14 protein-coding genes and 1 pseudogene are annotated in these 21370 nt (G+C 72.7%); 7 read left to right on the top strand and 8 right to left on the bottom strand.

Features of this window, described 5'->3' with window-relative positions:
• Positions 1-14 precede the first annotated feature (14 nt).
• A complete protein-coding gene (locus AB0O01_RS01180) occupies positions 15-1172 on the bottom strand; it encodes an acyl-CoA dehydrogenase family protein (RefSeq protein ID WP_365309660.1) in 1158 nt (385 codons plus the stop codon).
• A 124-nt stretch (positions 1173-1296) separates the two neighbouring features.
• On the opposite strand from AB0O01_RS01180, the gene AB0O01_RS01175 reads away from it, so the two are divergent.
• Both AB0O01_RS01175 and AB0O01_RS01170 read left to right on the top strand, forming a co-directional pair.
• Entirely contained in the window at positions 1297-2145 is an 849-nt protein-coding gene (locus tag AB0O01_RS01175) for an enoyl-CoA hydratase-related protein (protein ID WP_365309658.1), read from the top strand.
• Positions 2142-3383: a helix-turn-helix domain-containing protein gene (locus AB0O01_RS01170; protein ID WP_365309656.1), complete on the top strand. Its 1242-nt coding sequence runs from the start codon at positions 2142-2144 to the stop codon at positions 3381-3383. The genes AB0O01_RS01175 and AB0O01_RS01170 overlap by 4 nt, the downstream gene beginning before the upstream one ends.
• Before the next feature lie 37 nt (positions 3384-3420).
• Here the strand turns inward: AB0O01_RS01170 and AB0O01_RS01165 are convergent, their stop codons facing one another.
• Positions 3421-4143, bottom strand: coding sequence for an IclR family transcriptional regulator (locus tag AB0O01_RS01165; RefSeq protein ID WP_365309654.1), 723 nt, complete (start codon positions 4141-4143; stop codon positions 3421-3423).
• 158 nt (positions 4144-4301) lie between these two features.
• Between AB0O01_RS01165 and AB0O01_RS01160 the strand changes: the two genes are divergently transcribed.
• Positions 4302-5147: a fumarylacetoacetate hydrolase family protein gene (locus AB0O01_RS01160; protein WP_365309652.1), complete on the top strand. Its 846-nt coding sequence runs from the start codon at positions 4302-4304 to the stop codon at positions 5145-5147.
• A 46-nt stretch (positions 5148-5193) separates the two neighbouring features.
• Here AB0O01_RS01160 and AB0O01_RS01155 read toward each other — a convergent pair.
• Positions 5194-5708: pseudogene (locus AB0O01_RS01155) on the bottom strand (GNAT family N-acetyltransferase); the annotation flags it as partial.
• A 207-nt stretch (positions 5709-5915) separates the two neighbouring features.
• Between AB0O01_RS01155 and AB0O01_RS01150 the strand changes: the two are divergent.
• The gene (locus AB0O01_RS01150; protein WP_365309650.1) at positions 5916-7415 is read left to right on the top strand and encodes an amidohydrolase family protein; all 1500 of its coding nucleotides are present in this window, start codon (positions 5916-5918) and stop codon (positions 7413-7415) included.
• A gap of 228 nt (positions 7416-7643) precedes the next feature.
• Positions 7644-8411 carry a hypothetical protein gene (locus AB0O01_RS01145; protein WP_365309648.1) on the top strand — a complete coding sequence of 256 codons (768 nt, stop codon included), beginning with the start codon at positions 7644-7646 and terminating at the stop codon, positions 8409-8411.
• A gap of 96 nt (positions 8412-8507) precedes the next feature.
• On the opposite strand, the gene AB0O01_RS01140 is transcribed toward AB0O01_RS01145, so the two are convergent.
• The 3 genes from AB0O01_RS01140 to AB0O01_RS01130 are packed head-to-tail and all read right to left on the bottom strand — an operon-like array spanning position 8508 to position 15177.
• Positions 8508-9830, bottom strand: a complete 1323-nt coding sequence (locus tag AB0O01_RS01140) for a cytochrome P450 (RefSeq protein WP_365309646.1) — start codon at positions 9828-9830, stop codon at positions 8508-8510.
• On the bottom strand, positions 9827-13459 hold the full coding sequence (locus AB0O01_RS01135) for an alpha/beta fold hydrolase (protein WP_365309644.1): 3633 nt from the start codon (positions 13457-13459) through the stop codon (positions 9827-9829). Before AB0O01_RS01135 ends, AB0O01_RS01140 begins: the two co-directional genes overlap by 4 nt.
• Positions 13460-13464: 5 nt before the next feature.
• Positions 13465-15177, bottom strand: a complete 1713-nt coding sequence (locus tag AB0O01_RS01130; RefSeq protein ID WP_365309642.1) for an AMP-binding protein — start codon at positions 15175-15177, stop codon at positions 13465-13467.
• Positions 15178-16045: 868 nt separating this feature from the next.
• Here AB0O01_RS01130 and AB0O01_RS01125 point away from each other — a divergent pair.
• The gene (locus AB0O01_RS01125; RefSeq protein WP_365309641.1) at positions 16046-16612 is read left to right on the top strand and encodes a DUF4291 domain-containing protein; all 567 of its coding nucleotides are present in this window, start codon (positions 16046-16048) and stop codon (positions 16610-16612) included.
• Positions 16613-16938: 326 nt separating this feature from the next.
• On the opposite strand, the gene AB0O01_RS01120 is transcribed toward AB0O01_RS01125, so the two are convergent.
• Together AB0O01_RS01120 and AB0O01_RS01115 are read right to left on the bottom strand one after the other, a co-directional pair.
• Entirely contained in the window at positions 16939-18432 is a 1494-nt protein-coding gene (locus AB0O01_RS01120; protein ID WP_365309639.1) for a M1 family metallopeptidase, read from the bottom strand.
• A gap of 709 nt (positions 18433-19141) precedes the next feature.
• A complete protein-coding gene (locus tag AB0O01_RS01115; RefSeq protein ID WP_365309637.1) occupies positions 19142-19843 on the bottom strand; it encodes a TetR/AcrR family transcriptional regulator in 702 nt (233 codons plus the stop codon).
• Between the two features lie 105 nt (positions 19844-19948).
• On the opposite strand from AB0O01_RS01115, the gene AB0O01_RS01110 reads away from it, so the two are divergent.
• Entirely contained in the window at positions 19949-21337 is a 1389-nt protein-coding gene (locus AB0O01_RS01110) for a serine hydrolase domain-containing protein (RefSeq protein ID WP_365309634.1), read from the top strand.
• Positions 21338-21370: the final 33 nt, after the last annotated feature.

The raw sequence follows: 21370 nt of genomic DNA, 5'->3' as shown, positions 1-21370 counted from the left end.
CGGTCCCGGGCCGCTCACAGGGAGCGGGCGACGAGTTCCTTCATGACTTCGTTGGCTCCGCCGTAGATGCGCTGGACCCGGCCGTCGGTGAAGATCCGGGCGATCGGGTACTCGGCCATGTAGCCGTAACCGCCGTGCAGTTGGAGGCAGCGGTCCACCACCTCGGTCTGCCGGTCGGTGATCCAGTACTTGGCCATCGAGGCGGTGGCGGCGTCCAGTTGCCCCCTCAGATGGCGCTCGACGCAGTCGTCGAGGAAGACCCGGGCCACCCGTGCGGTCGTGGCGCAGTCCGCCAGCTCGAAGCGGGTGTTCTGCAACGCGAACAGCGGCTGCCCGAAGACCTGCCGCTGCTTGGTGTGGGCGACCGTGGTGTGCACGGCGGACTCCAGCCAGGCCAGTCCGATGGCGGCGATCAGCAGCCGCTCCTGGGGCAGTTGCTCCATCAACTGCGCGAAGCCCAGGCCCTCGCGGGGGCCCAGCAGGTTCCCCGCCGGGACGCGCAGCTCGTCGAAGAACAGTTCCACGGTGTCGGTGCTGTGCTGGCCGATCTTCGGCAGGACCCGGCCGCGTGTGAAGCCCGGCGTGTCGTCGTCCACCTCGGCGACCAGCAGGGAGACACCGCGGGCGCCCTGGGCCGGGTCGGTCTTGGCCGCGATGACCACGAGACCGGCGTTGCGGCCGTTGGTGATGAACGTCTTCGCGCCGCTGACCAGGTACGCGTCGCCGCTCCTGACCGCCCGGGTCCGGATGCTCTGGAGGTCGGATCCGGTACCCGGCTCGGTCATGGCGACCGCGCCGAGCAGGTCGCCGCTCGCCATCCGGGGCAGCCAGCGGCGCCGCTGCTCCTCGGTGCCGTAGGCGTTCAGATAGTGGGCCACGATGCCGGAGTGGACGACCATGGGCATGGCCCCGGCGCCCGCCGTCATCTGCTCCTCGACCAGCACGATCTCGTGCGCGATCGTCCCCCCGCCGCCCCCGTACTCCTCCGGGACCGACGCGCACAGCAGGCCCAGCGCGCCCGCTCGGCGCCACAGCTCCCGCGCGGGGAACCCCTGCCGGGCGAACTCCTCCTCGCGCGGTGCCGCCTCCTCGGTGAAGAAGGACCGGGCCAGGTCGCGTACGGCGTCCAGCTCGTCGGTCAGCCACGGGGAACGGTGTGCCGTCGCTTTCATGCACCCTCCTCGAACGGATCGATGGATCCTAATGGCGATTAACTTTTGCCATCGAAGTACTTGCTGTCAAGGGTGAAAATCGACCAACATGGGCCTACTGGCCATTAACGCGAGAGGGTTTGGGATGACCGCCTACCAGCAGATCCGCTATGAGGTGACCGACCGGGTGGCGACCATCACCCTCGACCGCCCCGCCGCGCGCAACGGCTACACCCTGCGCATGGCGCAGGAACTGCGGGACGCTTTCGCGCACGCCGACACCGACGACGAGGTCCGGGTCGTGATCCTCACCGGCTCCGGACCGGACTTCTGCGTCGGCGCCGATCTCACCGGCGGCGGCTTCGACGTGGACGGGACGGGCGAGGAGGAACTGCCGCCCCTGGAACTGGAGCCCGCAGGCAGCGTCTCCGCCCGGATGTTCGCGATGAACAAGCCCGTCATCGCCGCGCTCAACGGCGCCGCGGTGGGCGCGGGCGCGACGGTGCCCCTGGCCGCCGACCTCCGCATGGCCGCCCACGACAGCCGGTTCGGCTTCCCCTTCACCCGGCGCGGCATCGCCCCCGAGGGCGGATCCACCTGGTTCCTGCCCCGTCTGGTGGGTCTGTCCACCGCCCTGGACTGGACGCTCACCGGGCGGGTCTTCGGCGCCGACGAGGCGCTCCGCTCGGGACTGCTGCACAGTGTGCACGAGCCCGGGACGCTCCTGGACGCGGCCCGCACCCTCGCGCACGAGATCGCGGAGCGGACGGCCCCGGTGGCCGTGGCGGTCACCCGGCAGATGATCTATCGTCTGTCGTCGCTCGACTCACCCGACCAGGCCCACCGACTGGAGACCCGACTCGTGCGCCTCCTGACGCTCAGCCCCGACGCCGCGGAAGGTGTCACCTCGTTCCTGGAACGGCGGCCACCGAAGTTCCCCGGCCGGATCGGCGACGGCCTCCCGGGCTTCCTGCCCTGGGCCGGTGATCGGTGACACCGCCCTCCGGCGCCGCGCCCCGGTCCGGAAGACCCACGCGACGCGACCAGCTCGCGGCCATCGCCGGCGGGCTCTTCGCGCGCGACGGCTACCACAATGTCTCCGTCCAGGACATCGCCGCGGCCGTCGGGCTCAGCGGCCCGGCGCTGTACCGCCACTTCCGCGGCAAGCAGGCCGTGCTCGCCCACCTCCTGCTCACGGGCCTCGACGAGGCGGGCCGAGTACTCGACGGGGGCGGCCGAGTACTGGGCGGGGACGGCCGGGTGCTGGACGGGGACGCCGACGCGGGCGCCGACGCGGGGGCTGGCCCGGAACTCCCCGAGTCCTACGCCAGGCTGGCCGCGCTGGTGGTCGCCCGGCCCGAGTTCGGCATGCTCTGGAGACGCGAGCGCCGGCACCTCGCGCCCGACGACGCCACCGAGGTGACCGCGCGCGCGGTACGGATCGGCGCGCCGCTGATCCGCGCCCTCCAGGAGCACCGGCCCGAGCTGAAGCCCTCCGACGCGTCGCTGCTCACCTGGGGGGCGCTCAGTGTCCTCGGGAGCATCTCCGACCACTCCGTCCGACTGGCGCGCACGGCTTTCGAGAAGCTCCTCACGGCGATCGTCCTGGACATCCTGGCGACCGACCTGCCTCCCGCGCCTGGGGCACCGCCCGCCGTGGCGGGCGCGCGGCGGACGGCCCTGGACGCCCGACGGGAGCAGCTCCTCGCCGTGTCGGCCCGGCTCTTCCGGGAACGCGGCTTCCACGCGGTGACCATGGAGCACATCGGCGCCGCCGCCGACATGGCGGGCCCCAGCATCTACACCCACTTCAGTGGGAAAGTCGACCTGTTGCAGACCGCCGCCCACCGGATCCAGGAACGCCTGCGGCAGAACTCCGAAGCCGCGCAGACCGCCGGGGTGTCCGCGAGCGACACCCTGGACCTCCTGATCGGCTCCTACGTCGACACGGTGCTGGACTACCGGGATCTTGTCGCGGCGTACTTCGCCGAGGGCCACAACCTCCCCGACCGCGACCGCGCGGAACTGCGCCGCTTCCAGAGCGCCCTCGCCGCGTACTGGGCGGAGGTGACGAGCGCCGCGGCGCCGGTCCGGGACCCGAAGGAGGTGCGTGTCCGCGTCCATGCCGCGTTCGCCGTCGTCAACGACCTGGCACTGACCCACCAGTTCGCCTCGCGCCCGGCCCTGGCGGCCGAGCTGCGCACCCTCATGCGCACGGTCCTCGCCGGGTGATAGCGCACGCGCACCGTGCACGGCCCCGCGGCTTCGTTCAGCCCGCCTGGCGCAGGGCGCGGGACAGCCCGAGCGCCGCCGTGCGCACGGCGGTGGCGAGGGCGACCGGGCGAAGCTGAGTGCGCGGCACGGCCACGGACAGGGCGGCGACCGCCGTTCCGTCGACGATCACCGGCGCGGCCACGCAGCCCACCCCGAGGGCCGCCTCCTGGTCCTCGAACGCCACTCCGCTGAACCGCACCTGTTCCAGATCGGCGCGGAGCCGGGCCGCGTCGGTGACCGAATGAGGGGTGAGCCGGGGGAGCCGGGCCGCCAGGATCTCGTCCGCCACATCACCGCCGGAGAAGGCGAGCAGCGCCTTGCCGACGGCCGTGCAGGTGAGAGGGAGGCGGCCCCCGATGCGTGACGGCAGGGCGAGTGCCCGGTGCCCGTGGACCCGCTCGACATACACCACGTCGTGCCCGTCCCGCACACCGAGATGGATGGTTTCGTGGGTCGCCTCGTAGAGGTCTTCGAGGAAGGGCACGGCCGCCTCCCGCAGCACCGTCCGGCGCGGCACCAGCGAGCCCAGCTCGAAGAGGCGGGGACCCAGGTGGTAGGTGTCGCCCTCCCGGTCCAGCAGGCCGAGCCCCACCATCTGCGCGGTGAGCCGATGAACCGTCGTCTTGGTGAGGCCACTGCGCTCGACAAGTTCCGTGAGCCGGAACGAGCCTCCCTCGGGCGCGAAGCAGCCCAGGATCACCACGGCCTTTGCGAGCATCCCGCCATCAGCACTGTTCCGTGTCACGGAACCAAGTTTGCCGCACAGGTGCTCCGCTGCCTATAACCGGTGCGGAGCCGGTGACCCGGCCGGGTACCCGGCACCCGGGTGCCCGCCCCGCCGCCACCCTTCCCCATCCGCCAGACCGGGAGGTGTCCGTGCCCTCGTCGCACGTGCCCGCACAGACCGACCCGGCCGCACTGCACGAAGCAGCCGCGGCACTCCGCGACGCCCAGCGCACGGGCACGCCCTGCGCGCCCGTACGGGGACGGTTCGGCGACCTCGATGTCCGGGCCGCCGTCGAAACGGGCTACGCGATCCAGAGGATCAATGGGCACCGTGCCCGCGCCGAGGGCCGTCGGCTCATCGGCCGCAAGATCGGCCTCACCTCCCCGGCCGTGCAGCGCCAACTCGGCGTCGACCGGCCCGACTTCGGTGCGCTCTTCGCGGACATGTCGGTGCCCGAGGACGCCGTGCTGCCCACCGCGCGGCTCTTGCAGCCCAAGGTCGAGGCGGAGCTGGCCCTGGTCCTGCGCGAGGACCTGGACCTGCCCGACTGCACGGAGGCGGATGTGGTGCGGGCGGTGGACCACGCGCTGCCGGCGCTGGAGATCGTCGACAGCAGGATCGCCGGATGGGACATCTCCATCCTCGACACCATCGCGGACAACGCCTCCAGCGGGATGTTCGTGCTCGGCGCCGCCCGCGTTCCGCTGTCGGCGCTGGACCCGGCGGCGGTCGAGATGACGATGACCCGCAATGGCGAGACCGTCAGCACGGGCCGGGGCTCGGACTGCCTCGGCTCGCCGCTGACGGCCGCCCGCTGGCTGGCCTCGGCCATGGCGCGGGCCGGAGACCCGTTGCGCAGCGGGGATGTGGTCCTCACCGGGGCACTGGGACCCATGGTCAGCGCGGAACCCGGGGACGTCTTCGCCGCGCGGATCAGCGGCCTGGGCACGGTGCGCACGCGCTTCGACGGGGGGTGCGGCTCGCGGGAGGCTTGAACGCGTCCCTCCGCGCGCCCCTGAAGGCCGGGGTCAGGGGCAGGGTGCCGCAGGAACGGAACCCCAGTCGGCGGTAGACGGGCTCGCCGTCGGCCGATGCCTGGAGGACCGCGACGCGGTGGTCCCCGTCGCGGGCCGTGCGGAGCGCCGCGCGCGTGGTGGCGCCGCCGTGGCCCCGGCGGCGGTGGGCGGTCAGGGTGGAGACGCTGTGGATGCCGGCGACTCCCGCGTGGTGCAACACCTCGGCGGAGCACACCGGGCGGTTCTCCGGATGGTCGGCCAGATAGCGGGCCGGGCAGTCGGGGGCCAGGGCCTGCGGGGCGGCCCGGGTGAAGTAGCGGCGGACGGTGTCGGCGGGCGGGTCCCGGTGCGTGGCGAGGACCGTGGCGCAGTCGGCGAGTTGATCGGGTGTGGTGACTCTTCGGACGTTCAGGGGACGGGCGGCGGGAGGAGGGGGCGCAGTGGTGTCGCGTCCAGGGCGGCCCACATCGCCGTCTCGTGTCCGGACACCGGGAGACCGGCCGCTGTCAGGCGGGTGGTGAGGTCCGGCGGTGTCGAGGATGAGGATCGCCTGCGGTGCAGTCCACAACTGGACGGGCACCCATCCTCGACGCACACAGCGGCCCGGCGCCGGTCACGACCCACTCGCATCTAGTCCAAAGTTCAATATGTGAATGATGAACAAATGCTGTTAATGTGCTGCCCTGTCGAAGTCATCATCCACTCCGATACCGGACCCAACCAGCCGGTACAGAACTGGAGTTCACTGTGAACCGCTCACCGTCATGGCTGGGCAGACGCTCCTTCGTGGCGGGGACCGGCGCGGTCGGCCTCGGGCTCACCACCGCCGCCACCGCCACGGCCCGGCCGGAGGCGCCCTCCCCGGTCCCGTCCTTCGCACCCGGCCGCCCGATCCACTTCCGCGGCGCCACCGTCGTCACCGGCGACCCCCGCCTCGGCACCCTCCCCAAGGCCGATGTGCTGGTCACCGGAGCCACCGTCACAGCGGTCGCCCCCAAACTGGCGGTACCCCCGAACGCCGTCGTGATCGAGGGCCGTGACCGCATCCTGATGCCCGGCATGATCGACACCCACCGGCACCTGTGGCAGACCGCGCTGCGCGGGGTCGGCGCCGAATGGACCATCACCAACTACATCGACCACCTCTTCGCCGGCTGGGGCCGGAACTGGCGCCCCGAGGACATCTACGCCGGGAACTATCTCGCCATGGTCGAGGCCATCGACAGCGGTGTCACCACCACCCTGGACTGGTCGCACGCCCTCTACACCTACGACCACGCCGAGGCCGCCGCCGACGCCCTGTTCGACTCCGGCGGCCGGGCCCGTCTCGCCTACGGCAACGGCACCGCCGGCCCCGAGAACTGGGCCGTCACCGGGGACGTCGAACGGCTCCTGCGCTCACGCTTCTCCTCCAGGGACCAACTGGTCACCCTCCAGCTCGCCTGGGAACCGCCCCACGACCCGGCCTTCCCCGAGCGCGTCGCCTGGGAGTACGCCCGCGACCGCGATCTGACCGTCACCCAGCACGCCGGGATCTGGAACCTCTCCTCCGACGAGGGCATCAGAATCCTCCGCGACAACGGCTACCTGCTCCCCACCAACACCTATGTGCACGCGGGCACGCTGTCAGACGACTCCTACCGCATGATCGCCGACAGCGGCGGCAACATCTCCATCGCCGCCGAGAGCGAACTCAACGCCGGGCAGGGCTACCCGCCCTCCGGCAGGGCCCGCGACCTCGGCATCCCCCTCTCCCTCTCCACCGACACCAGCGTCTGGTGGAGCGGGGACATGTTCAACGCCATGCGCACCGTCCTCAACGCCGACCGCGGCCTCGACCACCAGCGGGCCCACGCCCAGGGCAGGACCGTCATCAACAACAGGCTCCGCACCGAGGACATGATCCACTACGCCACCCAGGGCGGCGCCGACGCACTCGGCCTCGGCTCGAAGCTGGGCTCCATCACCCCCGGCAAACTCGCCGACCTGGTCCTCCTGCGGGCCGACACCCCCTCCATGGTCCCCCTCACCAACCCCGCCCACCAGATCGTCTTCCAGGCCGCCCGCGCCGAGGTCGACACCGTCCTGGTCAACGGCCACGTCATGAAGTACGGCGGCACCCTCCTCGCCCCCGACCTCAAGCGCGCCCGGCGCCTCGCCGAAGCCACCCGCGACCACATACGCGAACGCGCGGGCACCCAGGGCTGGGCGAACGCCATGGAACCCCCGCCCTACGAAGTCGCCTGAGAAGTGGGGCAGGAGGGCGCCCGGTGTGCCCGGCCGTGCGGGCGGGATCTGCCGGGCGGTACACGGGCGCCCGAGGAGACGAGCGCGCTCAGGTCCTCGCCGCGGCCCGTGGTCCCGGCTGCCAGCACCAGCGGCTGGGGCCGGGGCTCCGAGTCCATCGGCCCTGAATCCCTCCCACGCACCCTTCGCGGGTCGTCGGCGCCGCGGCGGCGCGGCTACTCTGCGCGCATGTCGTACCGACTCGATGCCGTCATAGGTGACTTCGACCGCTTGCGGAGCTGGGCCGCGGGAGTGGCCGGGGCGGTGGTCGCCCCGCTCGGGCAGCGGATGGGGCTGCTGCCGCTGACCGCCGAACTCCGCGCCGATCTCCCGGGATCGCTGCGCGCCCTCTCGCGGAGCGGACCGGTGGCCCATGTGACAGCGGACTTCTGGGCCGGTGACGGTGAGCAGACCGCCGCCCTGTGGCGGGCCGGTGTGCTGGAGTGGGGGCCGGTGGGTGACTCGGAGTTCCGTGGGCCGAGGGAGGAGTGGCCGATCAACGCCGTGCTGGCCCGGCTCGGGGCGGTGTCGGCGGGTCCCGGAGCGCCCGAGCACAACGATCTGTTCGTGGCAGTGGGACTCGGCCAGGGGCGGGACGAGCGGGACTGGCACGCCGCCGCTCTGACGGCCCGGGATGTCGCCGACTACGACGCGTGGCAGGCGAGAGAGGCGGCCGAGCGGGAGTCCAGGGAGCGCGCCGCCGCCGCACGAGCCGTCCATGAGCGGCTCCCCGGCATCCCGGTGCCCCTCAGCGGCAAGGACGTCATCACCCTGCTCGGCATACCACCGGGCCGGACGGTGGGGGCGGCCATCCGCCACCTTCAGCAACTGCACATCGACGGCGGCCCCCAGTCACGCGAGGCGGCCGAGACGGCGTTGCTCGCGTGGGCGGCGGAGTGCGGCGTGATCCCCGCCCCCGCCTCCGGCTCCGGGGGCGCGGAGACGCAGGGTGGGTGACGGGAGACCCGTGCGCCCCCGGCGGGCCCCCTCCCCTCACCTCTCCCCCCGGCCGGTGTCGAAGGGAGGTGCTCCGTTCACCGGAACGCGCGCCCTTCACCTGCGCACGTACCCGACCCGGCACGGCGTCCGAGGCCACTTGTTCTTCTGGCCCGCGACGGGCCGGGGGTCGGCGTCGATGAGGCGCAGATCGAGGTGGTGGAGCAGTCGGGTCAGGATGAGTTTGATCTCCGTATAGGCGAAGTGCTCACCCAGGCAGCGGTGCAGGCCGCCGCCGAAGCCGATCAGGGCCCGGCCCGCGGCGGGGTCGGAGAGGAAGCGGCCGGGCCGGAACACCCCGGGGTCCGGGAACGTCCCCGGAGCGCTGTGTACCAGGCCGGGGTGGAGGACGACGGTCGTCCCGCGCGGGATCAGCGCCTCGCCCAGGACGAGGTCCTCGCGTGCCGTGCGGACGACCCCGTTGGTGATCGGATGCAGACGTTCGCTCTCGTGGACGGCGGCGTCCAGGCGCCGCATCCGGTGCAGCAGGGCCGGGGTCAGGGGGACCACCGGGTCCGGGAGCACCCGCCGCCGCTCCGCCTCGACCAGCCGCCGTTCCTCCGGATGCCGGAGCAGGTCGATCAGGGCCCAGCACAGATGGCCGGTCGTGGTCTCGTAGCCGACCCAGACCAGCATCAGGACGAGGCTGATCCGGATGGAGTCCGGGACGGGACTCCCGTCGGCGTACCGGGCCTCGGCGAGCTGCTGGAGGAAGTCGGGGTCCGGCAGCGGCTCGCGCCGCCGTTCGTCGAGCAGGCGGCCCACCCCGGCGCGGAGCCGGTCGCGTGCCCGGTGGCTGCGGATCAGACGGGGTGCCGGGAACCATCCCGGCAGCAGCGGGTCCACCCCGCCGGAGAAGTCCCGGAACAGGGCGAAGAACCCGCTGATCGCGGCCTGGACATCACGGCCGAGGAAACAGCCGGCCGCGATCCGTAGCACCAGCGGCCCCATGGCCTCCACCAGGTCGAACTCCCCCTCGTCCGGCAGCCCCGCGACGAAGGCGCCGATCTCGTGCTCCATGACCCCGAGATGATCCGCCATCCGGTGCGACCGGAACCTCGGCAGTACCATCTCGCGCTGGCGCAGATACTCCTCGTGCTCCGCCAGGAAGTACGCCTCGGCCGTGAACATGTGCCGGAAGAAGGGGTACGCCTCCCGGATCGACAGGCTCTCCTCCGGCCGCCCGAAGACGAACCCGGCGTGCTCGGACCCGCCCATCACCACCGCGCGCCCCACGGGGAGCCGGAGGGAGAAGAGATCGCCGTGCTCCGCCCGCCCCCGGGCGAGCAGTTCTTCCGGCCGGCGCATGAACTCCGCCGCGTGGCCGAGGACGGGCAGCGCACCCGAGACATAGGGGGGTGGGGCGGGGGCGGTGGTCATCGGCGCGGCTCCGGGATCGTCGTGGGCACGGCGTCGCCGCCGTCCCGGGACCGCAGCGCCCGGGTCAGCAGCGTGGCGAGGGTGTGCCGGTGCTCCTCGTGCAGCAGGGTGAAGTGGTCCCCGGGCGCCTCCAGCACCTCGAAGCCGGGGAGCCGCGCGGCGCCCCAGCCGTTCCACGGGTCGGCGGGATGCCGGATCGCCCGCTCGGGGTCCATCACGGACGGAAACCCTCCCCGCGCCCGGATCAGTGTCACCGGAACCTCGGTGTGGCTGATCCGGTAGTCCGTCAGCGCCTCCAGGTTGGCCTGGTAGACCGTGAGGAGATGGGTGACATGGTCCTCGGGCGGCAGTGAGCCCGTTGCGCCGAGGGCCATGGCCAGCAGCTCCCGTTGCCGGGCGGGAGGCAGTCCCGTGTCGATCCGCGGTACCGGCGTGCCGGAGACGGCCGCGTTCATCCGGGACAGCTCGCGGACGGCGGCCGTCTCGTCGGACGGCGGCGGACGCTGTCCCGGTACCGGCACATAGGTGTCCAGCAGCACCAGCCGGGTGATCTCCGCTCCCTCGTGGGCCAGTTGCAGTGCCATCTCATAGGCGACCAGCCCGCCGAAGGAGTGCCCGGCGAGGGTGTACGGGCCGTGCGGCTGGACCTTCCTCAGCTCCGCCACGTACCGGTCCGCCAGGTCCTCGATCCGGACCGGCGGTGGCTCCAGACCGTCCAGTCCGGGCGACCGCAGGCCGAAGCAGGGGTGGGTGCGGTCGAGCGCCCGGGCCAGCGGGCGCAGGTAGTGCGGTGTGCCGACGATCCCGCCGAGCAGGAACAGCGGCCGGACCGGGGTGAGCGGCAGGACGAGGGACGGGCCCGTCGCGTCCGGGCCGCCGCCGTCGGGCGCGTCCCGGCCGTGGGAGGCCAGCCGGTCGGCCACCGCGTCCAGGGTGGGGGAGTGCAGCAGCAGGGTGTGCGGTACGCGGTAGCCCAGCCACTCCGACAGCTCGGACTGCACCACGGCCGCGGTGAGCGAGGTCAGGCCGTGGTCGTCCAGGGGGGCCGCGGTGTCCAGGGCGTCGCGGGGGATGCCGAGTTCGGCGGCGAGACGCGTGGCGAGCCAGTCGCGTACGGCGGCGGGGGTGGGAGCGGGTGCTGTCCGGTCCGGCAGCGCGGGTACGGGTACGGGCGCCTGCCGCTGCACCGGAACGGCTCCCGCCGTCCGCGCCGGGACCGTGGCCCCGGCCGGCGGGAAGTGACGGTCCACCGTCTCCTCGGCGTGCGCGACGACACACTCGACCAGCTCGAACGCGGGGAGTCCGCCGACGTGGTACGTCCCCCGGGCACCTTGCAGCGCCTCCAGCCGCTCATACGCCCCCGCAGCGGTCGCGGCGCTGCCGAAGTGCGGCATGAACGGCCAGCTCCGCTCCTCGTGCACCGCCACCAGCCGTCCGCCGAGCCGCTCCACGTCCCGCGCGAGCCGCCGCTCGGCCCCGGACCCGCCGGGGCCCTCGTAGGCGTAGCAGGTGTAGATGTCGGTGCCGGGGTGGCGGTGGTGGAAGGAGACACAGCGGCCGGGGTCCGCCGACCGGATGTTTCCCGCGAGCAGATAGAAGCCGGACCGGGGGAGTCCGGTGATCGTGCACAGCAGGGTGCGATAGGGCATGTACCGCACCAGACCGGCCAGTTCCCGTTCCTCCCCGGACAGGTCGAGCGAGCCCCGCACCCGGTCCGGGGAGACGGTGAGCACCAGATCGTCCGCGTCGACGACGGTCCCGTCCCCGCACCGCACCCGCACCCGGCCGGGCGTCCGCTCGATCCGCACTCCGGTCCGTACGTCCCGCAGCTCGGCCGCGACCCGGCGCCACAGGTCGGCGAACCCGCCCGCCGGGGTGAACCCGCCGGTGTGGCCGCGCAACTGCGGTGTCGTGGACAGCAGACCCGTCATCTCGGCGAACTTCGCGAACAGCAGCGCGGGGGTGTCCGGGTCGTCCAGGGCGCCGTAGCCGGCGGCCGTGAAACCGGTGCCGAGCGAGCGGGCCATGGGCGTGAGGCGGTGCTCGGCCAGCCACTGCCCGACGGGGGCCGCGAGCGCGCCCGCGCAGTGCGCGAGACCAGGACCGGCCAGGGCCGGGAACCGTTCGGCGCGCAGGCGCCGGTAGCGCCCGAACACATCCGGCCGGAAGAAGTCGTCCGGCGGCGGGTGCGGCGGCCCGTCGCCGGGCCCGCCGCCGTGGACCAGGTACGGGGTGGTGTCCACGGTCGCGACACCGAGTTCGTCGGCGAGCCGGGAGACCGAGGTGTACGCCGTGGTGCACAGATGCGCGCCGAGGTCGTGGACGGCGCCGTCCAGCTCCACGGACTCGCACTTGCCGGCGACGGCGGGCGCCGACTCCAGGACGGTGACCCGGTGCCCGAGCCGCTCCAGCCGCCGCGCGGCGGCGAGCCCTCCGGGACCGGCTCCCACGACACAGACCGTACGGGGCCCCGCCGGTCCCGCAGGTCCTGGCGCCGGCGAGGCGTCGCGGGCATCGTCGGGAAGGGACGGCCGGGCCGCCGCCTGGAGGGCAACGCGGCGCCCGTCCGTCCGCATCCCCAGCCGTGCCGCCGACCCCAGCTCGTAGACGAGGACCCGCAGATGGTCCACGGAGGTGGTGCGGTGCGGGGAGACGGACAGGGCGACACCGAGGTCGGGTGGCGCCAGCGCCGGGTTGAAGCGCAGCGGTTCCACGGCGTCGTCGGGCACGACCCCGGTCAGCCGCAGACGGGCCAGGTTCCGCCAGGGCGCCCGGCGCCAGCTCCGGGTCGCGTCGAACACGGCCGCGTCGGCGGCGGGGTCGCCGGACAGGGGATGGAGCTGGAGCTGGAGCAGCGAGGTCACGGGTGCGGTGGCGAGCTGCGCGCGCAGCGCGTCCCGGAAGAACGCCGGGGGCCGGGTGTCCCCAGGGGGGCGCGGGAGCCGGCCGGGGGGCGCGGGCGGCAGCCACCGTCCCTCCGGGTCGGAGCGGCCGAGGTCGCGGGGGCCGTCCGGCGCCACCAGCCGGAAGCGTGCCGCCCACACCGTGCCGTCCGGGGCGAGGTAGCCGCGCGGTACCTGGGAGTAGTAGTCGTACTCCGGACAGGGCAGGGCGAGACGGTGGTTGTTCCACAGCCGGTCGCGCCGGTCCGGGTGCCGGGACAGCAGCGCGTCGCACTCCGGTCCACTGTGGCTCAGGGTGACGAACTCGTGCGCGCTGGCCGCGTGGAAGCACTCCCCGGTGTTGAAGGTGAGGTCCAGGACGGCGCCGGTGTCCGAGGGGTGCGGGGGGCCGTCGAACAGGCGAAGGGTCACTCCGCGCACCGCCGGGGCGATGTCGTCGCCGGGGACCGCGTCGCTGTAGCGGGCCAGTGCCCCGAAGCGCCGTCCGGGCCGCAGGAAGGCGTGCGGTACCCGCGGCTCGGAGGACGCCCCGTCCGCGCCCAGCACCTCCAACTCGCCCGAGGCGGTGACCGACTCGCCGTGGAAGGCACGGGTGCGCAGCGCGCGGGACATGCCGGTGACCGTGCGGCCGACCAGGTCCAGCAGGGCGCGGAAGGTGGCGTCGATGTCGTGCAGACGGGGGTCGTCGGGACCCCGGCAGATCGCGGGCCCGCCCGGGGATGCCATCGCGCTCATCCCTGGGAGGGGGCCGGGTCCGACGCGGTACCCATCAGCAGGGTCCGCAGCACCGTCCGGGGCGGTTTCGCGGCCCGTGCCGGATCCCGGCGCCCGCCCCGGGCCGCGTCCCCCGGGTCCGCGCCGGCGACCCGGTCGAGGTGGGCGGCGCGGCAGGCACCGCGCCGGACCTTGCCACTGGTCGTCTTCAGGACCAGACCGGCCGTGCCGATCACCAGGTCGCAGCCGTGGCCGTGGTCCCGGCGGACCCGGGCCCGTACGGCGGCGGCCAGCGCGTCGAGCGTCTCGGGACCCGGCCGCGCCTGTCTGACCTCCACGAACACCACCAGCCGCTCCGCGTAGTCCCCGCCCGGCTCCTCGGGGACGGTGAACGCCGCGACGCCTCCGGGACGCACCAGCTCATGGCTCCGCCGGACGCTCTCCTCGATGTCCTGCGGATAGAGGTTGCGCCCGCCGAGGATGATCAGGTCCTTGTGGCGGCCGGTGACGAACAGTTCGCCGTCGTGGAGGAAGCCGAGGTCCCCGGTGCGCAGATACTCCGCCGGGTCCCCGTCGGCGACCCGCGCGCGGAAGACGGCCCGGGTCTCCTGGGGGCGGCCGTGGTAGCCGTGCGCCTTGGTGGGGGAGTCCACCCAGATCTCCCCGATCCTTCCCGGCTCGCACGGCAGCAGGGTGGCGGGATCGACGATGCGCACCCGCGCCCCGGACTTGGTGACCCGTCCGCAGCCGATGTGCACGGCCGACGGGGTGCCGTCGTCGCCGTCCAGTGGGACGGCCCTGCCGTCGCGGAGGGCCGCCCGGTCCAGCCGGAGCCGGGCCCGGCCGCCCATGGTGACACTGACGGTGTGCTCCGCCAGACCGTAGGCGGGGTAGAACGCCTCGCGCCGCAGACCGGTGACGGCGAACGCGTCGAAGAACCGGTCCATGGCCTCGGCGCGGATCGGCTCCGCCGCCGACATCACGACCCGCAGCGAGGACAGGTCCCAACGGCTGCGCGTCCGCTCGGTGGTCCGCCGGACCGCGAGGTCGTAGGCGAAGTCGGGTGCCGCCGTGTGCGTGGCGCGGACCCGGTCCATGACGTCGAACCAGACCGCCGGGTCCTGGAGGAACGCGAGCGGGGACAGCAGATGGGTGCGCGCGTTCCCGGCGAGGGTGCTGAGCAGCACGCTGATCAGTCCGAAGTCGTGGTACTGGGGCAGCCAGAACACGCCCCGGACACCCTCCCCGTCGCTATTTTCACCCATTTCACCCATTTCACCCGTGAGGCCGAGTCCGAGGTCGTGTGCGTTCGCGGTGATCTCCTCCCACAGGTTTCCGTGGGTGATCACCACGCCCCGGGGATCCCCGGTCGACCCCGACGTGTACTGGAGCAGCGCGGGGGCGTCCGGCTCGGCGGGACGTGGCGGTACGGTCCCCTCGGCGTCGGGGTCCAGCGGGCGCCAGCGGTCCGTGCGGTACCACGGCAGCCCCGTCCAGGACCCCGGACGCGCGGACACCGCGCCGACGACCCGGCCGACGGTCCGCGCCCGGTCGTACGCCGTCTCCGTGAGGACGGCCACCGCACCGCAGTCCCGTGCCACGGCCGCCAGCGCGGTGGTGTCCGGCGGCCGGCGCAGGGGACTCGGGGGATACACCGGGACCGGCAGCAGACCCGATTGCAGACAGGCGAGCAGCGCCACCGCGAAGTGCGGTGACGGGGGGGGTAGCACAGCAGCACCGGGTCACCCGGCCGCAGTCCGCGAGCGCACAGTTCCCGGGCCGCGCTGGCGGCTGCGGCGGCCAGCGCGGCGGGGGTGAGGACGGTCGTGTCCCGGCCGCTGTCGTCGACATGGGTGAGGAGGGGAATGTCGGGGGGAGCGTCGGCGCAGCGCCTCGAACTCGGCGGTCACCGACCGGGATCTGTCCGGGTCCAACCTCGCCATACGGGTCCTCCCTGTGATCCGAGGACACACCGAACCCCGGCGGACGGCCACCGCCGCTGCCGCCGCAGCCGGAGAAAACGACTCAAGAACAGCGGACCGGTTCCCCTCAAGAGGCCGGTACGAGGACTGCACGAACGGGCACTGATGGATCCGGTCCCACTCCTGACCGGCGTCGCCGCGGCCGGGCCCAGGTATAAATCCCCCAGCGGACCTCTCCGTTCGCCTCCCCCGGCGGGGCACGCCCTCGTGTGTGCCCCGTCCAGCGACGAGATCGATCAGGGGTCCCGGGTTGCCAGTGATCGAGGGGCGCCCGCAAACCCGGGTCCCGGTCCTGGCGGTCAGGACGGGAGACACGGTGACGGTGACCGGTGGGTGAATCCGGCCCCCAGAGAACGGGCCCTTGAGGCGAGGGCCCGGATCTCGCGCACGACTCGGCGGTGGCCGGTGCGGGTGTGCGCGGCTCACGGAGTCCGGGGGAGCCGGCCGGCTGGAGTCCATGGACGAGCCCGGCCCCGGCCCGTACTCATCGCCGGTGCGCCCGACCGGGCCCGGCGACTCCGGTGGAACCCCGGCCACGGACACCGGAACCGTCGGACAGGCGACGGGGACGAAATCGGCTCGCCGGGACCGCGGACGAGGTGGCAGGGTGCGGCGCATGACGCCCCAGCATCAGATTCGTGCCGACTACGACGCCCGCACGATCGTGGTCTACCAGGCGTACTCGTCCGCCATCGCCGACGCGGCACTGCGGGCGGGCCGCTTCGTCACGCCGTTCTCGTTCCACCGCATGACCTGGATCAAGCCGTCGTTCATGTGGCTCATGCACCGCAGCAACTGGGCCCGCAAGCCCGGTCAGGAGCGGGTTCTCGCGGTGCGCATCACCCGGGAGGGCTGGGAGGAGGCCCTGTCCCGGGCCGTGCTGACGACCGCCGACCCGGCGGCCGTCGCGCAGGCGGCCGTCCATGTCCAGTGGGACCCGGAGCGCTCGCCGCGCGGAGCGGCACTGAACCACTACAGCATCCAGGTCGGCATCGGCCGCCAACTGATCCGCACCTTCACCGACGACTGGATCGTGGGTCTCACCGACCTCACCCCCCAGGTCCGCAAGGCATCGGCACTGATCCAGACCGGCGACGCGAGCAGGGCACGGCGGCTGTTCCCCACGGAGCGCGCCTACCCGATGCCGGGGCCTCTGGAGGGTGCCGTCACGCCGGGCAGGTGAAGCAGCGTCCGCTGCCGGGTGAGGTGCCACCGGCCGCCCCGGGTGAAGTGCCGCCCGCTGCCGGGTGGGCTGAAGAGAGGGGGGCTGATGACCGTATGACGGGCCCGTCGACGCCCGGCCGGGCCCGTCATACGGACCTGGCCGGGCGTCGACGGGCCCCGCCCCGCCCGGCGGGACCCATCTGGCGGGACCCGTCCGGCGTGGAATCACCCTGCACGATCCGCGGGCCCGAGACCCCGGATCCGGGACCCGAGCCCCGACCCGGGAGCCCGGACTCAATCCCCATCCCCCGCCCCAGGACCCGATACCCGGGCCCCGAGGCCGCGTCAGTGGTCGTGCGCGCGATGGGTCGCGGCGATGTCCTCCCACGACTTCGGCCGCTGTGGGGGCGTGGTCGCGGAGCGGGCGGACGCCGGGTCCGCGGCCGGTGCGTCCGGCTTCACCGGCTGGTACAGCCAGGTGTCGAAGAGCCCGGCGAGCGATCTGCCGGTCACCTCCTCCGCGTAGTGCCGGAAGTCGGCGACCGACGCGTTGCCGTGGGCGTACCGCTGCGGCCAGCCCTTCAGGATGCGGAAGAAGTCGGTGTCGCCGATCTCGGTGCGCAGGGCGTGCAGGGCGAGGGCGCCCCGGTCGTACACGGCGAGGTCGAAGAGGTGCTCGGGGCCGGGGTCCCCGACCCGTACGGACCAGAACGGGTCGTCGGCCGGGTGCGAGGCGTACACCCAGTCGGCCAGTTCCTGGGCCGTGCCCTCGTTCTGGTACTCGGACCACAGCCACTGGGCGTAGCGGGCGAACCCCTCGTTGATCCAGATGTCCTTCCAGTTAGCCACCGAGACCAGGTCGCCGTACCACTGGTGGGCCATCTCATGGACGACGACGGAGGTGTTGGAGCCGTCCAGGAACATGTTGGGGCCGTAGAACGGCCGGGTCTGCGTCTCCAGCGCGTACCAGGCGTCCCCGCTCGGCACATAGCCGCCGACGGCGTTGAAGGGATACGGGCCGAAGTACTCCGCCAGCCAGTCCGTGATCTCACCCGTACGCTCGACGCTGGCCCGCGCGGCGCCCGCCGAGTCGCCCAGGTCCTCGCTGTAGGCGTTGAGGACGGGCAGCCCGCTCTCGGTGGTCCCGGTGGTGATCTCGTACTGGCCGATCGCGAGGGTGGCCAGATAGGTCGCCTGCGGCTTGTTGGACCGCCAGTACCAACGGGTCCAGCCCGCGCGTGAGTTCGTCCACTGGAGGGTGCCGTTGGAGATGGCCTCGGTGCCGTCCGGCACCTGGACCGAGACGTCGTAGGTGGCCTTGTCCTTGGGGTGGTCGTTGCTGGGGAACCACCACCAGGCCGCCTCGGGCTCGTACGCGACGTAGGCGCCGTCGGGGGTGCGCTGCCAGTTGGTGAACCCGTACGCCTCCTTCGACGACGGCACCCCGGCGTACCGCACCACGATCGTGGCCTCGGTGCCCGCGGCGAGCGGGGTGCGCGGCACGACCACCAGCTCGTGCTCCCCGGAGGTCGAGAACGTGGCCCGCGCCCCGTTGACCCGCACCTCGGAGACATCGAGGAGGAAGTCCAGATTGAAGCGGCTGAGATCCTGGGTGGTACGGGCCAGCAGGGTCGCGGTGCCCTCCAGGAGATCGGTGGCCGGCTGGTACTTCAGCCGCAGGTCGTAGTGGGAGACGTCGTAGCCGCCGTTGCCGTAGGCGGGGTAGTACGGGTCGCCGATGCCGGGGGCTCCGGGGGACACGCCGGCGGCCGATGCCGGGACGGCCAGCAGCACGGAGGCTGCGGCGAGCGCGCCGGGAGCGAGGATTCTGCGGTGCACGGAAGAGGCTCCAAGTCGTCGGGGGCCGGTCACGGGGACCGGGCGTCGGGTCCGGCTGTGGGGAACCGAGGACGGCCCACGGGGAGTCCGGGGACCGTCCGACGTCCATGAACCCCCGCCCCGGGCGGCCCTGTCCACGACCGCCCGGTTCACACCGACGGCATTCGGTCGATGTGAACAGTTGTGCTCCGGGGGGTGGGATCCGGCCATGCGCCTTCACCCTGTCGGCGGTGGGGGGAGGGGAGGGGGTCCGTCGTGAGTGCCGTGAACATCCGGAGTGCCCGGAGTGCGAGATCGTGCCGTGACTCGCCGTCGTCCGCACCGTCGTCAAAGCGGCTGACGACCGTCCTCCCGCTCCCGGGGGCCACGCGTCGACAGCGTTGCCGCCACTCCCAGCAGGCCGGCGCACAGCAGAGCGCCGGGGCTCCACCGAAGCCGCCCGTCGGCACCGGATCGCCGATCGCGGACCCCGGATCGCGGACCTCGATCGCGGATCGCGGCAACGAGGGATTCCGGCCTGGGGATGTGAGGGGCATTCACTTCTCGGCCCGGGCCTCAATTGGTGTTGTACCGGTCCGAGTTGCTCTGTCGGCCAAGAACTCACAGCGACCCCCGAGGGCCGGCACGGTTGTCCCGTGCGGCTGTCTCACCGGGAGCCGCAACCGAGCCCCCGGTCACCCCGAACGCGCCGATCTTCCCCAAAGCCGCACTACGAGTTCTGCGGACCGCCCCCGTCGACCGCGAGACGGCGCTCGAAACCGTCCAGCAACGACCGCAGCCCGAACTCAAACGTGCTGTCGGGCGCCGCGGCGTACTCCCTGGCGGCCGTGGTGTCGAGGCGCTCGCGCAGGCGCGGGAACTGCCTGGCGGTCTCGGTGGCCCGCGCCACGGCGTCGGCCATCGACTTCTCGGCGTCCGTGCCGTTCTTGGCGAGTCGGCGGTTCAGGGAGATCTGGGCGGCGGGGCCGAGCGCGCTGCCGAGGACGAAGGTGAACACGGCGCCCGCCGCCCGGTCCGCGGCGTCGGCGGTGAATCCCGCGGCTTCGTAGATGGCCAGGCTGAGGTCGTTGTACCGGGCCTGGGCGGTCCCGTACAGGAGGTGGCTGCCGAACGCCTGGACCAGCCAGGGGTGCCGGGTGAGCATCGCGTGCATGCCGGTGGCGTGGGCGGTGGCGGCCGTGCGCCAGTCGGTGGTGGTGAGGTCGGGCAGTCCGACCTCGTGCCAGATCGCTTCGCTCGCCAGCCGGACCAGGTCGTCCTTCGCCTTGACGTGCCAGTAGACGGCGGTGGCGGCCGAGTCGAGCCGTTTCGCCAGACTCCGCATGTTGAGGCCGTCCAGGCCCTCGTCGTCGAGCAGGTCGATGGCCGCGCGGACGATCCGGTCCGCAGTCAGGGTGTCTCGTCGGGGCATGGCGGCCACCCTACTTGAACTTAGTTCATGGAAGGTCTTGCACATAGTTCAAGTCGGCCTCTATGGTGAGTCTCGTACTTAGTTCAAGTGCCCTAAGGGGGAGCAATGCCGCAGGACAAGCTGTCGGACTTCGTCACCGCGCAGGCCACGGAGCTGGGCGTTCCGGGTGTGTCCGTGGGGGTGCTGGTGGACGGTCGGGAGCTGTACGCCTCCCACGGTGTCACCAGCCTCGCCAACCCGCTGCCGGTCGACGAGAAGACGCTGTTCCCGCTCGCGTCGGTGTCCAAGACCTTCACGGCGACCGCGCTGATGCGCCTGGTCGCCGAGGGGAAGGTCGACCTGGACGCGCCGGTCCGGCGCTACATACCCGAGCTGAAGCTCGCCGAGGAGCGGGCCGCGGCGGAGATCACCGTACTGAACCTGCTCAACCACACCGCGGGGCTGGACTGGAATCTGATCGACGACGGCGAGGGCGACCGCTCCCTCGCCGGGCTCGTGACCAAGCTGCCGAACCTGCCGCTGATCGCACCGCCCGGGGCCCGCGCCTCCTACAGCCAGGCCGGTTACAACCTGGCCGGGCGGGTCATCGAGAAGGTCACGGGGCAGCCCTTCGAGCAGGCCATGGCCTCACTCGTCCTGGAGCCGGTCGGCCTGTCCGACACCGTGTACGGCCTCACCGAGGTGATGGTCCGGAAGTTCGCGGTGGGTTACAACCGCGATGAGGACGGCGAACTGCGGCCCGCCCGGCCCTGGGCGGCCTTCAAGGAGGGAGCGCGCGCCGACAACCCCGGCGGCGGCCTCTCCTCCTCGGTGAGCGATCTGCTGCGCTGGGCGCGGTTCCAGTTGGGCGACGGCGAGGGCGTGCTCCCCGCCGCCGAACTGCACCGCATGCGCGAGCAGACGGTCGCCCTGCGCGCCAGCACCCTCGGTGACGGGTTCGGTATCTGCTGGTTCCTGCACCACCTGGACGGCCTGCACGCGATCGGACACGGCGGCTCGGGCAACGGCCAGTTCGCCGAACTCCTCATCGTGCCCGAGCGCAACTTCGCGGTGGTCTCCCTGGCCAACGTCGGCCCGGACGGCTACCCCTTCAACCAGTCCGTCGTGCGCTGGGCACTTGAGCACTACCTCGGCGTCGTCGAGAAGCCGGTCGAGCCGGTCCCGTACGACGCCGGACGGGCGCGCGAGGTCGTCGGCCGCTACGAGATCGACGCCATGAACCTCGACATCGCCACCGACGGCACCCGCCTCACCCTCGCGGTCGGGATCAAGCCGGAACTCCGCGAGGCGTCGGACGAGGACATGCCCCCGGACTACCCGGCCGCCACCATGGGCTTTCTCGGCGGCGACGGCGCCGGTGACGGTGACGAGTACCTCGTCACCGAGGGCGGTCTCCAGGGGCAGCGCGGCTACTTCTCCCGCGATGCCGATGGTGTGGTCGTAGGGGTCGATCTCGCCGGTCGGCTGTTCAAGCGGGTCGCCGATGTGTCCTGATCGTGTGGTGGCGGCGGGGGGCGGTGGCGGTGG

Source organism: Streptomyces sp. NPDC093252 (genome assembly GCF_040683675.1).
Classification (GTDB): domain Bacteria; phylum Actinomycetota; class Actinomycetes; order Streptomycetales; family Streptomycetaceae; genus Streptomyces.
Note: the sequence above shows the minus strand (reverse complement) of the source record. Positions and strands in the feature narration are given on the sequence as shown.

Excerpts from the sequence above, each read along its gene's own strand:
- AB0O01_RS01110 (WP_365309634.1), top strand. The coding sequence starts at position 19,949 with ATGCCGCAGGACAAGCTGTCGGACTTCGTCACCGCGCAGGCCACGGAG.
- AB0O01_RS01115 (WP_365309637.1), bottom strand. The coding sequence starts at position 19,843 with ATGCCCCGACGAGACACCCTGACTGCGGACCGGATCGTCCGCGCGGCC.
- AB0O01_RS01135 (WP_365309644.1), bottom strand. The coding sequence starts at position 13,459 with ATGGCATCCCCGGGCGGGCCCGCGATCTGCCGGGGTCCCGACGACCCC.
- AB0O01_RS01175 (WP_365309658.1), top strand. The coding sequence starts at position 1,297 with ATGACCGCCTACCAGCAGATCCGCTATGAGGTGACCGACCGGGTGGCG.
- AB0O01_RS01140 (WP_365309646.1), bottom strand. The coding sequence starts at position 9,830 with ATGACCACCGCCCCCGCCCCACCCCCCTATGTCTCGGGTGCGCTGCCC.
- AB0O01_RS01125 (WP_365309641.1), top strand. The coding sequence starts at position 16,046 with ATGACGCCCCAGCATCAGATTCGTGCCGACTACGACGCCCGCACGATC.
- AB0O01_RS01145 (WP_365309648.1), top strand. The coding sequence starts at position 7,644 with ATGTCGTACCGACTCGATGCCGTCATAGGTGACTTCGACCGCTTGCGG.
- AB0O01_RS01180 (WP_365309660.1), bottom strand. The coding sequence starts at position 1,172 with ATGAAAGCGACGGCACACCGTTCCCCGTGGCTGACCGACGAGCTGGAC.
- AB0O01_RS01165 (WP_365309654.1), bottom strand. The coding sequence starts at position 4,143 with ATGCTCGCAAAGGCCGTGGTGATCCTGGGCTGCTTCGCGCCCGAGGGA.